The organism is Cupriavidus necator (assembly GCF_016127575.1).
In the GTDB taxonomy this organism is placed as follows: Bacteria; Pseudomonadota; Gammaproteobacteria; order Burkholderiales; family Burkholderiaceae; genus Cupriavidus; species Cupriavidus necator_D.
Window position 1 is genome coordinate 2,093,441 of record NZ_CP066018.1, and the last position, 12,532, is coordinate 2,105,972.

The window sequence follows — 12,532 nt, forward strand, 5'->3', positions numbered from 1 at the left end:
TAGCCCCAATGGCTGCTGCGTGATCTGCCGTCGGGCCAGGCGAGCCAAACGGATGAGGAGGGCGGGGGTGGGTATGGGGTCGGAAGGGCGACGGATTGCCGACGCGGGCGGTCAGCCCTCACCCCGCTGCGAAAACCCCCTCAAAAACAACCGAACAGCACGCCGCACCTTCTCACGCCGCGGCGCATCCAACCCCGCCGCATCCAATCCCTGAACCGCCCGATGGAACGGCTCAGCCGCCACGCTTTGCAGAAACTGCGAGGCCACGAAGGCGATCTCTTCATCGCTCGGATTGCCGGCAGCCCATGTGCGGAATACCGGCTCGAATGAGCGTGCCGCGCCGAGGATGGCGAAGTCGACCACGGTTCGGGCCAGTTGTGGAAACCGTGGTGCTTCGGCAATCGTCACGCGATACAGGCCCAGGACCTCGGGTCGCAGGATCCATTCGAGCAGCTCGCAGGCCATGCGGACCAGGCGCTCCTCCAGCGGCTCGCTGTCGGCTTGCGCCGGCTGTCCGGTTCGCAGGTTCTGCGCCACGTAGCGCAGCACGGCCGCCTCGAAGACTTCTGCCTTGCCGGCAAAGCGGGTGTAGTAGGTCTTCTTGGAAATGCCGGCGGCGGCGGCAATGGCCTCCACGCTGGTGGCGCCAAAGCCATGCTCGATGAAGAGCCGGGTGGCGTGATCCATGATGGTGTCGGCAAGCTGCCCGGCCCGTTCCAGCGAGGGACGTCCGGATGGCCGCACGGATGGTTGTCTGGATGGCGCCGCCGTCATTGCGGTTTCTCTGCCCTTGCGCATTGCAATACTGTTCTCCGCTGTCGGCCTGATTGGGTGAGTGCCACGGCAGATGCGGGCCCGCATCTGCGCATAGGGAAAGCATGGACTTGCGCATCGGCATCGGGCGTCCTATAAAGGAAACGGTCTCGTTTCCTTTGCCGTTTTCTTTATAGGACGCCCCATCCATTTGGCCAAGAATTATAAGAGGGCTGCATGCAGCCCTCCCGCCGCTCCAGGAGACCCGAATGTCGCATGATGGCAGGCTGTCCCCCGCGTTGCCGGGCCGTGCAATTGACCAGGCCGCGCTTGCGGCGCGTTTCGGCGCCGAAGCCACGGCGCTGGTGATGGAAATGGCCGCCAGCGCCGATCCGCTGGCCGATGCGGCCATCGCCGCGCTGAACAGCGGACAGGCCGGCCATCCGGCGATCTTGCAAGCGGGCCTGCGGGAAGGGCGCGCAAGCCTGTCGAGCCCGCCCGAGGCCATCGACGCCTTGCTCCGGCAGGCCGAGTGGATCCCGCCGTGGGTGGATCCCGAACGCATACGGCGCGGGGCCGAAGCCTATCTGAGCATTGGCGCGCTGTGGACGAGCATCTCGCTTGGCCCGGGGTCGCTGGCGCATACCTATAGTTCTCCGGCCATTGCCAGCGTACTGATGGCCACCGGCAACCTGGATGCGCAATCTCCGCGGCGCCTGCTGGAAACGGCCGTCTGGCAGCAACAGACGCTGCGCCCGGGCGGCCTGGCGGCCGGTGCGCAGGGCTATATACATACCTTGCAGGTTCGCATTCTGCACGCCCGCGTCCGGGCCGGCTTGCTGGCGCGCGGATGGGACACCGCGCAACGCGGCATGCCCATCAGCCAGCTCGACATGTTGCGCACGTGGCTGGATTTCACCTTCGTGCCCTTCAACGCGCTGGAGAAGATTGGCATTGAATTTGATGCCGACGAGTTTCGCGACCTCTACCACGTGTGGCAACTGGTGGCCCACTTGCTGGGGATTGAAGACCGCTACTACCGCCGGGTGACCGACCAGGCGTCCGGCGCGGAAATGCTGGCGCTGATCGATGCAGCCGCCGGCGAGCCCGATCAGGCCGCCGCGACGCTGACGGCCAAGATGCTGGATGCGGCCGCCCAACGCCTGGGGCCTGCCCTGGGCATGCCCGCAGACGCGGCGGTGGGTCTGATGCACGCTTTCTGCCGGCTGTTCCACGGCGACGACTTTGCCGACAAGCTGGGCGTGCAACGCAACTGGTGGAGCGGGCTGATGCCGGTCTTCGCCAATTCGAACCGCTACCAGCGCCTGCTTGAGCGGAGCGACCCCGAGGTCCGGCAACGCAAGATCGCCGCCACGCTGGCGGCGTTCGATCAGCAGATCGCGGCGCTCAAGGGGGAGACGACTTATCAGCACAACCTGAGTGCGTACTCGGGGGCGGGGATGCCCAGGACGCTTGCGGGTGCGTGATAGGGGCGGGCGATACTGACTGGCACGGCAGGCCGACGGGAGAAAGGGGACCCTTTCATCCCGTCCCAGGAGATCGCGGACTGCTCCGCCAAGGTGGCTGATATTGCCGGCTCCAGAATCCTGAGCGTTTGCCGCATTGGAGGAACATCTTGCTCTCAGCCGTTCGCTTTCACGACAAGCTTGATCAGCTCGCTCTGCGCAACGCTTCTTTGCAGGACTCGAGCCAGAGCCCTGCTACCTTACTCAGAAGGGCCAATGTGGCCCGCGATGTGCTCGACATTTTTGCGACGCGATGACAAGGGTGTTGGAATGCATCCGCGGCGCATCAATTTGTGCGGCGCTATGCCGCTCAGGAAGCTGACGAGTAACCCATCGATCAGTCGCGAGAAACACCGCTACAAATAGGCAGACACCAATGGCGTAGGAGAGAGATGCCCGCAACCGTTCGCCCGGCCGGCGCAGTAAGACAAACAGCAAAAGCAGCAGACCGCAGAGCGCCAATACAGCTGCGCAGAAGACTGTGATGCCAGCAATCGCAGCTAATGGGCCGGTTGTGACCTGTGCGAGCGTAACGGGCGTCCGAGCGGCAATCACCGCGAACGTTATACCCAGCAAGGTCATGGCCATGGCACATAGATCCACTAGGCGAACTACCTTACTTGCTTTGCGTTTCATCTACCTAAGCCCTTCGGCAACAAGACGTTCCGCCAGTGCCGCCCAACGTCGCGGACTGTCCGAAACGACATGAGCATAATAGAAATGTCCTTCGCCTTTTCCTGCAAGCATCTGCCTGCTGAGCAATGGGGCACCAGCCACCAACTCCAGCCACGGAATGCCTGCATGGATCGGATCCCCATACTGCACCAGGTCAATCACGATAACCTTCCGGATGTTCCGATGGCCGCGCAGGTCCGTGAGAAACGCTTCGGCGATTGGCGACCCTACCAGAACCAGATGGTCGATGATATGCCCTTGCCTGGCGTATGACCACGCGGTCTGAGCGGCCAGCAATGACCCATAGCTGTAGCCGATCAGGTTGAACTGAGGTGCCTCCGCAGCCATGCCGCTGGTGATTGTCCATTCGCCATCGTCGCGGTTTCGGATCACCATGCCAGACCGGATGGCATCCAGCAGCATGCCACCCAAGGCGTAGTCTTGCGGCAACGCGTGCGTTGCAGAGTTGGTCAGCCCGGCAAAGCACTGGGAAATGCCGGCTCGACGGAAGGCTGCCAGCTGAGGTTGGACGTATTGGCCATCCAGCCCAGCACCACCCCAATACAATGTACCCCGCGGCCGCAACAGGTACACCTTGACTGGTTCCCTATCCGAAACCGGCGTCAGCCGGACGTTGACAGTCTTGAGCGGTTGCATGGTTATGCACCCTCCCCAAAGACCACAAGCCTGACCGTCGCCGCACGGTCCGCGAACACAGGTGTGGTGAAGCCGTTGCTGTCGGTGTGGCCTTCATGCGTTCCGGTATCGCCGATCAGGCGATACCGCCAGTTTGCCAAGGGCCGTCCGCTGCCTTCATCAAGCAACTGGATGCGCTGGTCGTAGCTGGCGGGCTCGCCTGAGTGCAACGCTTGCGTGGTCGCAGCAAAGCCGCTGGGCATAGCGACACGCAGCTTCGCAATGTGGTCCGCGGTGATAGTCATCGTGAACGGACGCGAGGCATGAAAGACAGGCGCTGGTCGGCAACCGCATGCACAGATGTCTCCGCTGAGGGCCACTTCCTTGCCTCTATCTCTAGAGGGGATGCGCGGACCGACACAGACAATCACGCCCGGGCGCTTGCATACAGGGCAGTAGACGGCATCGCCCTCGCGGGCAACTGGCTTGCTGTGCCAGAAGTAGGAACTGCTGCCGCCAACGATGACAGCGCCGTTGTCGGCCTTGTCGCCTCTGACCAGATAGGTTCGGGTCACCATGGCGCGCCCTCAGCGTCGGAACGAACGTAAGCCAAGATCGGCGCAGGGCAGAGGTCTTTCGATCTCTCAAGATGAAGGTTATCGTTTCTGATTGAGGCCATTTTCCGTGTTCCATGAGCATGGCAGGTCGCCACCAAGACATGGAACTAGCCGTGCGGTATGGAATCAATCAGGCAAATCCTAAAGTGGCCGTTGAAATTGCGTCCATATATTCACCCGGCTCCATTGAACGATTCATGCGACTGACCGCATAAGCTATGACATCGGACAGCGAAACCGCTTCCTCCAACGACGTCGCGCTCGTGTGCCAGGCCATCGTGGCCGCCTATGGCATAGACGTGATCAATGTGCGTGAAGTCGTACGGGGGGTGAACCGCACCTTCTCCCTCTGCGACTCTGGCGATCGGACGCTTCGCCAGTACAGAACCCATGGCCGGGGCGAAGACGATGTTGACGCCGAGTTGCGGTTGCTTGAGCGGATCGAGCAGGATGAGGTGCTGGCAGTATCGGTCGCACATCCAACGCTAGAAGGAGCGCGTAGCTTTCGTGTTGCCCTGTCGGATGGCGCGATGCGTCATGCAGCGTTGTTCTATGGGGCAGACGGGCGTCCGTTGGAAATGACGAGGGATGATCTTGGCGTGGCAGCGCAGGCGCTGAAACGCCTTCATGACCAGCCGTCGCTAAAGGATTACGCGCCTCGCAGGCAAATCGCAGATATTCGTGAAGCTGGTCGGACGCTGAACCGTCTAGCAGAAAAATTCACCTTCGCTGGAAGTGCCGTCGGTTGCGGTTCGGGAGCGTTGTGAGCGCTTGGTGGCGGCGGGCTGGTCGGCTGCTGAGATGCCGTTCGGCTTTTGCCACGGCGACTATCGTGTGGGGAACATGCGGATCGATGGCCCCCGGATCACGTTATTCGACTTCGACGATTGCGGATGCGGGCTGCAATGGTTCGATCTGGCCACCATTGGATGGTGGCTTGAGATTGACGGCAGATGCGATGCGGCCTTTTTGTGGCGCGCGTTCGTCAGTGCCTACATGCCGGCATTGCATGGATCTCTGGCCTTCTGCCATGCAATCTCGCTTCTGATCCTACTTAACGAGATTAACTCGATTCGCTTCTTGCTCGATTACTGTGCACTGGATGATGATCGGTGGCGCGACGTGTGCAAGCGCCTGGATGATATGAGCTACCGGGCGGTATCGGGGCAGCTTGCGATTAACCGTTGGCCTGCGTGAACATGCTGCAATGCCTGTCGATGGGGCCTCACGTGAATCTGTATGGTGCAATGAAAGTGCGCGCTGCGAAGCAGGGCGATCTGGGGTGGTTGCAGGTCCTGGGGAGATTCCTGCTTGCTGACCCAGCTTCATAAATGGAGCCTGGGGAGAGGCTCGCCACCGCAACCCAGCGGCGACGCCAATCTTTCCCAGTCGCCTAGCCCATGGGCTGGCGAAAGTAACTCCGCCCAGATAAGCCAGATAGCAGATTCTGCGCCGCGTAGCACTGCATGGCCGCCTTGAAGACTTCTGCGTTGCCGGCAAAGCGGGTGTAGTAGGTCTTCTTGGAAATGCCGGCGGCGGCAATGGCCTCCACGCTGGTGGCGCCAAAGCCATGCTCGATGATGAGCCGGCCGGGGTGACCCATGCACTACACCTCCGGCTGTGACCGCTCGCAAGCGGCTGTCCAGGGGCTTAGGTAGCTCTAAGCCATTTGTAGGCTCAACCTTACAATGGCTTACCGTTGTTCCATCCGCGGCTCGGCTCGGCGACGGGTTCTGATTGAGGCGGCGGGGCCTGAGGCTTCGTGCCCCTCGTCCATCCGCGACTTGGCTCGGCGGCAGGCTCAAATCGAGGCGGCGGCGCGTGGCGGTTCGCTCGCGGCCTGCCAGGCGGCGGGGTCGAAGCGGTCACTTGCCCCGGCGCGCAAAGGGCGGCGACAGAATCGTGCTCGTCCCCTGTAGCCGTATGGACGATCGCTATTGCTTCGTCCATGTTCAGGCCATCATCCGCTAGTACGCGCAGGCATTCGATTAGATTTTCTCTGGTAGGGCGATAGTGCCCACTGGCGTTGGAGATTTCGCGAAGGATGCCTTCTTTGACCACAATCTCGCCAGCGCAGATCACACTATTGCCAGCATTGAGCGACGAGTGATTGAATTGCGAGCTGACGTTGCCGACCAGGCGCCCGTTTTCGGTGCTGTTCTGCACGAACAGGTTTCCGTAGAGATCCATGGCATAGATCGTGATGCCCTTGGGCGTCGAATACCAGGCACCGTTGCGGCTAAGCCGCCCATTTGACACGGTAAGCATCGTTCCAAGGCGCTCATGCTTGCGCATATAGTGGACATACATGCTTTGGCTCGAGATGGGAGCCAGCTTCTCGTAGGCAGTGAAGTCCTCTGGCCTGAACTGATCGAACGGTCGACCTTGGACCAACGGAGATGGCTGCCTTGTGTGAACATCATGGGCGAAGCTTCCGCCCACCGGCGAAATCGTCACGTCCAATCCATACGTTATCGCATCGCGAAACTGGTTCCTAGCTTGAATGAACAGCATTCGCTCGACGGAGTAGCCCAGGTTGAAGGGGAACGCCTATGCGGGGGCCGTAGAGTTGCTTCTTGCGTTGGAACTGCTCGTAATTCATAAGTAAGAGCACCTGCTTGCGAAGGTCCTGCACAGCAACGCTTCGCAACGCGCTGTTCTTCGATTCTTTCCCCTCCTTAATCTTCATCCACTCGTCACACGCACCCAAGAGGGTGCCAAGATGCTGCATACGCCCATCTGCTGTCGGCGGTGGATTGGTCACCCATGTCTCCAGCAGAAAGTCGATTTGCAGTAGCTTCTTCCTGCCTCGAAAGCCAGAAAGCGCAGTCTTACTCTTAAATGCCTCCAGACTGATCAGGGTGGGTTTCATGTGGTGCCTCCTGTAGACTGGAATGATGAGCAGTGCTAGCGCCGGCTTTCGCGCAGCGCTATTGGCTCAGCAAAGGTAGTCCATCATGAGTCCGCGCCAGGCCCTGTGCAATACCTGGAAACTGGTAGTAGTGAATGTACCCATTACCAGTGAGAGGACCGCAAGGCCGGGGAACAGGAGTCCGATGGCAACAAAAAAAGGTTCTTCGAAGAATTCCGGGGAACGCTGCGCGGATTTTGAGGAAGAAGGCCAACTTGTGCGGCGCTATGCCGCTCAGGAAGCGGACGCGTAACCCGTCGGTCCGTCGCGAGAAACACCGCTACAAACAGGCAGACACCAATGGCGTAGGAGAGAGACGCCCGCAGCCGTTTGCCCGGCCGGCGCAGAAAGACAAAAAGCAAAAGCAACAGACCGATGAGCGCCAATACAGCTGCGCAGAAAACGGTGGTGCCAGCTATCGCAGCTAATGGGCCGGTTGTGGCTCGTGCGAGTGTAACGGGCGTCCGAGCGGCAATCACCGCGAACGTTATACCCAGCAAGGTCATGGCCGCGGCACATAGAATCCACTAGGCGAACCACCTTGCTTGCGTTGCGGTTCATCTACCTAAGCCCGTCTATCCCCGTCGTCAAATCGCGCTAGATGGGGGAGGGCACGCAGGAAAAAATGGTTGATGCTGTGCTATCCCACGGTACCCCGTCCGGCGCGACCGTTGGATGGAGCCCAAACTCCGTCATGGTGCTACCGCAATTCGTGCGTCACGCCGCAGCCACTGAGAACATGACTCGAATCACTCTGGTGTCCAAGGCATAGCAGGCAACGGAGGCCACCACGGCTATGCCGGCTACCATCAGCAATGAGCGACGCTGGTCGGGGATGGTCCAGAGCAAGTATCCCAACGCCCCAAGCCATACCAGCACAAGGATCAGGTCAGCCAGAAGTACCGCAGCTGACACAACGCCCGCATAGCCAACGAACATATCGTCCCGTGTTGGCGCAGCAACTATGTGAAAGAGGCTTAGCCCGATAGGCGAAGCAGGCAGCAATACGGAAGGCAGCAGGAATAACCAACGCAGAACCATCACCTCACACCCCTCCGCTACGATTCGAGCGGCCAACGCCTGCAGCCCATAGATCCCCAAGGGTGAGCCACCGTGCTTGGCCTGCATTTCATCCAGATAAATCCATCGGCAAAATGATACTGCGCCATTGTCTCCCAGCGCCTGGGGAAAAATCCTGAAAACCAGGGCGATATTTCGCTAACATCTGATTTGAATAATTCAATCCGCATTTTTAGGGAAAGACTTATAGATCGAATGACTACCTTCGTTTAGATTCCTCGATTCAAGCTATTTGCTGGGGGACATCCTGTGATGAGAAAAGGCATCATTCGGCAGGGCGACACGACCACGCACGGCGGCGAGGTGTTAGAAGGTATACCGAATTTTAGGATCCACGGCGTACCTGTCGCCGCGGTAGGGCATATGGTTTCGTGTCCACAGTGCAAAGGTGCGTTCCCGATCATTGAAGGTGATACGTCTTTTACCGCCTATGGCAAGTCGATCGCACTGCATGGCATGCATACCGCCTGCGGGGCGCAGTTGATTTCGTCAACCAGTGGCTTTGCAAACGTTGAGCACCCGCGCGGGGGAACGGGCTTTGCAAGCGCGGAAGGCGGGATGGCGCATATCGCAGGTGCATGGGGCAAGAACGACGCGTATGACGACCTGTACGTGCTCCAGGACAGTTCGACCGGAACGCCATTGCCGAATACCGAATATGCGGTCGTGCGTGAAGGCGCCAGTCCTGAGTTTGGCAAGACCGATGGCCAGGGAAGAACCCATCTGCTGACTTCCACTATGCACGCAGCGGAAGTGACCATTTACGTAGAGGGGTGATTGAATGTCGAGCGCGCTTGTTTCCCCATCTGGCAAGACTTTGATTCCTGTCGCCAGGCGCACGACAACGCCAACGCCAGCGAATGCACCTAAACCGGTTCCCGTGGAGCGGGAATATTTGGAAGTGCTCATCTTCGATAAGCTACCTCGTCCGGCCTCGGCATTCGGTCATGCTGCAATTGGGATTGATGGGACCGTCTATAGCCGCGCACATGAAAAGTACTTCAAGGGCTCGCTTACGGAATACCTGAGAAGCAATACGCAAGGGGTGAAGCGCGATGTTGTTGGTCTGTACCTATGGGTGTCGCCACGCGAAAGGAGGATCGTTCAGGACGAATTAGAGAGACGAGTGGTCGAAGACGAGAAGTACAGCGTGTTCAGTAATTCGTGTAGCTCCAACGTCGCGGACGTTCTCGAGTTGGTCGGTATCATGGCGCACGATCCACGCTACTTCCCGACGCCGGTATCCCCGGCCGATCTGTTGGCGGTGCTATCGAAATCTAACCGGCTTGTTGAACGCCGATTCTATGGAAAGGGTTACGAAGGTGGCGCCTCCGGCAATTGGTAGGAAATCAGTCGTTGCTCTAGGTGTGTCGGGGTTGGCGTTCGCGCTGCTTTACGCATGGTGGAGCGGTTGTAGTATCGACCTGCTAGGGCGAACCACCGTCGCACCCGTACCCCTGCACGAAGAGCCGCTAGACGTGTTCAAACGGCAAGGGCCTTTCAGCGGTACCGTTCCATCAGGCACCTTCTGCAGGTTGATTCAAGTTGAAACAAAGGGCTTGGTTTCGTTTCGGGTCAGGTGCGGGAGCCTTGAGGGATGGACGGACGAAGCCCAATCTTTCGACCCGCCGCTAGGCGTTGGTCTGTTCGGTTGAAAGAAGGCCCGGTCACCCTGATCTGGGCCTCAAAAGTTGGACATGCAACTCTTAGGGTGTCCCATGTACAGATACAGCGCGGCCAAGATCGCAGCCCGTGTGTTTATCCCAGTGTCGCTGTTGGCTGCTGGACTCCTGGCTGCGTTCCTATACCCCTTTCATCTGTCGGACGAGAACACAGCAATCGATGTCATACACATGCAGTATGCCTGCGGAGAGTGCCACGTACAGTATCGAGTGCTAAAGGCTGGCGGCGCGAATGGCCAGACACACGCCCGAACGTTCGGCAACGAGAGCGGTGCCCCCATGCGGTTTTATCGGATGGGATGTCGTCGTACTGTACAAGGGGTCTGACCAACCGCTCCTCAAGTATCGGAATTCCAGCGCTGTGTCTGCCGAGGATTGCGCAAGTCCAGTGCTTCGCCTGAGGGGGCAATTCAAACGTAAGCTGATCTACACGTTTCTATATTCCGGAGACCGGTACGACGGCACATATTTTGATGCGCAAACCGCTTCCATTGCGCCGCAGGACCCCCATGGCTGTAAGGCGCCTGGCGGGGCATCGATTCGATAGCCGTCCTTGCTCGCGAGGTTACGTGGGAAATCCATAATTGTCTGCGTCGTTCAATAAGTGGAGAATCGCCATTGCCCCCGCCACGCCGCCCACCTAAGCGCCGACCACCGTGACGTCCACCGCCCCCCCACGCACCCCCCGCCTGCACTTCGACCTCACCACCGTCCAGCTCTTCATCGCCGTATCCGACTTCGGCAGCATCACCCGCGGCGCCGAGCGCCTCCACCTGGCCCCCGCAGCCGCCTCCCGCCGCATCCTCGAACTGGAAGCCCAACTAGGCGTCTCCCTCTTCGAACGCCTGCCCCACGGCATGGCCCTGACCGAAGCCGGCCGCGCACTACTGGCCCACGCCCGCGGCATCACCCACACCGTCCAGCGCATGCAGGACGACGCTGCCTCCTTTGTCGGCGGCGACCTGGGCGTGGTCCGGGTAGCCGCGCCCAAATCCGCAGTCATCCAGTTCCTCCCCTTCGACATCCAACGCTGCGCCACGGCCTGCCCCGGCGTGCGCATCGACCTGCAGGAAATGAACAGCGCGGAAGTCCAGCAGTCGCTGCGCCGCGGCACCGTGGACATCGGCATTTACGACGGCAGCCTGGGCGTGATCGACCTGCCGACCGCGCCCTATCGGAATGATGAACTGGTGCTGGTGGTGGCGCGCGGCCATGCGCTGGCGCGGCGCCGCAAGGTCACGCCGGACGACGTGCTGGACTGCGACCTGATCGTGCTCAGCGAGAGTTCGGCGATCTCGATCGTGCTGGAGCGGCTGGCGGAGGAGGCCGGCCGCGTGCTGCGCATGCGCATGCGCGTGGGCGGTTTCGACAGCATGGCTGCGCTGGTGGCGCAGAACCTGGGCGGCGGGGTGATGCCGGAGGCGATCGCGCGCGAGGTGGCGGCCGGCAGCCGCTTTGTGCGGCTGCCCATTGCGGCGCCCTGGGCGCAGCGGCAGTTTGTGCTGTGTCATCGGCCCCATGGGGCACTTTCCTCGGCGGCGCTCAGCGTGCTGGCGGTGCTTGCGCAAAACGCGAAACCAGAATCCCCCAATTAGCGATAGCCCGCGGCGGATGTATTGCGGATGATGGCTCCATAACTACAGGACGGAGACACGCAATGCAGCGCAGACAATTCATTGTGGCGGCAGCGGCCGGGCTGGCGATACCCAGCCTGGTGCGCGCCGCCGACATCGCCGGCCCGGTGCGCATTGTGGTGGGCTTCGCCCCCGGCGGAGGCACCGATGTGCTGGCACGCGTGATCGGGCAGAAGCTCGGGGTCATGTGGAACACCAGCGTGCTGGTGGAGAACAAGCCCGGCGCTACCGGCGCCATCGCCGCCGCCTATGTGGCCAAGCAGCCGCCTGACGGCACCACCTTGCTGATGGCGCATGTGAACAGCCACGCGATCGCCCCGGCGCTGCTGGACGTCAAGTACGACCCGCGCACCGACTTCACGCCGATTTCAATGGTGGGCGTCACGCCCAATATGCTGACCTGCCGTCCGGAACAGAAGGTGCGCAGCGTTTCGGACATCGTGGCGCTGTGCCGGCAGAAGCCGGGGAAGATTTCCTTTGGCTCGTCCGGCATCGGTTCGGCGCAGCACCTGGCGCTGGAGATGTTCCGGTTGCAGGCCAGGCTCGATGTGGTGCACGTGCCTTACAAGGGCTCGGGCCCGCTGGTCGCGGACCTGATCGGCGGCCAGATCGACTATGCGTTCGACACCATGACCGCCGCCACGCCGTTTATCCAGCAGGGCAAGGTGATCGCGATTGCGCAGACCCGCCTGAAGCGCGCGGCCAGCCATCCCAATGTGCCGACGCTGGCGGAGTCCGGCTTCCCCGGGCTGGACGCGGCGTCGTGGTATGGCCTGGTGGGCCCGAAGAACATGCCGCCGGCGCTGGTGCAGCGCATGAACGCGGACGTCAACCGCGTGCTGGCCATGCCCGACGTCGCCGAGCGGCTCAAGAGCTTTGGCGCCGAGGACTCCGGCGGATCGAACCAGCAGTTCGCCGCCTTCATCGCCTCTGAGTCCACCAAGTGGGCCAAGGTCGTGAAAGACGCCGGCGTAAAGGCCGAGAGCTGAGCGCTGCAAGACGATGGCCGAGAACCGAC

Annotated in this window: 15 protein-coding genes; 7 read left to right on the forward strand and 8 right to left on the reverse strand. The window is 60.8% G+C overall.

The features are described 5' to 3' along the window. Positions 1–111: 111 nt before the first annotated feature. A complete protein-coding gene (locus tag I6H87_RS09760) occupies positions 112–687 on the reverse strand; it encodes a TetR/AcrR family transcriptional regulator (RefSeq protein WP_051398496.1) in 576 nt (191 codons plus the stop codon). 335 nt (positions 688–1,022) lie between these two features. Between I6H87_RS09760 and I6H87_RS09765 the strand changes: the two genes are divergently transcribed. Then, the gene (locus I6H87_RS09765) at positions 1,023–2,240 is read left to right on the forward strand and encodes an oxygenase MpaB family protein (protein ID WP_011616054.1); all 1,218 of its coding nucleotides are present in this window, start codon (positions 1,023–1,025) and stop codon (positions 2,238–2,240) included. Positions 2,241–2,483: 243 nt separating this feature from the next. Here I6H87_RS09765 and I6H87_RS09770 read toward each other — a convergent pair whose 3' ends face one another. The 3 genes from I6H87_RS09770 to I6H87_RS09780 are packed head-to-tail and all read right to left on the reverse strand — an operon-like array spanning position 2,484 to position 4,168. After that, positions 2,484–2,867: a hypothetical protein gene (locus tag I6H87_RS09770; protein WP_174549460.1), complete on the reverse strand. Its 384-nt coding sequence runs from the start codon at positions 2,865–2,867 to the stop codon at positions 2,484–2,486. Between the two features lie 48 nt (positions 2,868–2,915). Then, the gene (locus I6H87_RS09775) at positions 2,916–3,611 is read right to left on the reverse strand and encodes a thioesterase domain-containing protein (protein ID WP_011616052.1); all 696 of its coding nucleotides are present in this window, start codon (positions 3,609–3,611) and stop codon (positions 2,916–2,918) included. A 2-nt stretch (positions 3,612–3,613) separates the two neighbouring features. Further along, on the reverse strand, positions 3,614–4,168 hold the full coding sequence (locus tag I6H87_RS09780; RefSeq protein ID WP_011616051.1) for a PAAR domain-containing protein: 555 nt from the start codon (positions 4,166–4,168) through the stop codon (positions 3,614–3,616). Between the two features lie 257 nt (positions 4,169–4,425). On the opposite strand from I6H87_RS09780, the gene I6H87_RS09785 reads away from it, so the two are divergent. Both I6H87_RS09785 and I6H87_RS09790 read left to right on the forward strand, forming a co-directional pair. Then, positions 4,426–4,974, forward strand: coding sequence for a protein kinase family protein (locus I6H87_RS09785; protein WP_011616050.1), 549 nt, complete (start codon positions 4,426–4,428; stop codon positions 4,972–4,974). Between the two features lie 34 nt (positions 4,975–5,008). After that, entirely contained in the window at positions 5,009–5,404 is a 396-nt protein-coding gene (locus tag I6H87_RS09790; RefSeq protein WP_041687525.1) for a phosphotransferase, read from the forward strand. A 196-nt stretch (positions 5,405–5,600) separates the two neighbouring features. Here I6H87_RS09790 and I6H87_RS09795 read toward each other — a convergent pair whose 3' ends face one another. The 4 genes from I6H87_RS09795 to I6H87_RS09810 form a co-directional block, all read right to left on the reverse strand. Beyond that, the gene (locus tag I6H87_RS09795) at positions 5,601–5,810 is read right to left on the reverse strand and encodes a helix-turn-helix domain-containing protein (protein WP_011616048.1); all 210 of its coding nucleotides are present in this window, start codon (positions 5,808–5,810) and stop codon (positions 5,601–5,603) included. 80 nt (positions 5,811–5,890) lie between these two features. Continuing rightward, positions 5,891–6,721 carry a hypothetical protein gene (locus tag I6H87_RS09800; protein ID WP_041687523.1) on the reverse strand — a complete coding sequence of 277 codons (831 nt, stop codon included), beginning with the start codon at positions 6,719–6,721 and terminating at the stop codon, positions 5,891–5,893. Further along, complete coding sequence (locus I6H87_RS09805) at positions 6,702–7,079, reverse strand: hypothetical protein (RefSeq protein ID WP_011616046.1); 378 nt, start codon at positions 7,077–7,079, stop codon at positions 6,702–6,704. The genes I6H87_RS09800 and I6H87_RS09805 overlap by 20 nt, the downstream gene beginning before the upstream one ends. Before the next feature lie 756 nt (positions 7,080–7,835). Next, a complete protein-coding gene (locus I6H87_RS09810) occupies positions 7,836–8,246 on the reverse strand; it encodes a hypothetical protein (protein WP_011616044.1) in 411 nt (136 codons plus the stop codon). A 204-nt stretch (positions 8,247–8,450) separates the two neighbouring features. On the opposite strand from I6H87_RS09810, the gene I6H87_RS09815 reads away from it, so the two are divergent. From I6H87_RS09815 to I6H87_RS09830, 4 genes are all read left to right on the forward strand, one after another. Further along, positions 8,451–8,975: a PAAR domain-containing protein gene (locus I6H87_RS09815; RefSeq protein WP_010814719.1), complete on the forward strand. Its 525-nt coding sequence runs from the start codon at positions 8,451–8,453 to the stop codon at positions 8,973–8,975. A gap of 4 nt (positions 8,976–8,979) precedes the next feature. Next, entirely contained in the window at positions 8,980–9,543 is a 564-nt protein-coding gene (locus I6H87_RS09820) for a hypothetical protein (RefSeq protein WP_011616043.1), read from the forward strand. Positions 9,544–10,536: 993 nt separating this feature from the next. Next, complete coding sequence (locus I6H87_RS09825) at positions 10,537–11,475, forward strand: LysR family transcriptional regulator (RefSeq protein WP_062804595.1); 939 nt, start codon at positions 10,537–10,539, stop codon at positions 11,473–11,475. Positions 11,476–11,537: 62 nt separating this feature from the next. Continuing rightward, positions 11,538–12,503, forward strand: coding sequence for a Bug family tripartite tricarboxylate transporter substrate binding protein (locus I6H87_RS09830; protein WP_011616041.1), 966 nt, complete (start codon positions 11,538–11,540; stop codon positions 12,501–12,503). Positions 12,504–12,532: the final 29 nt, after the last annotated feature.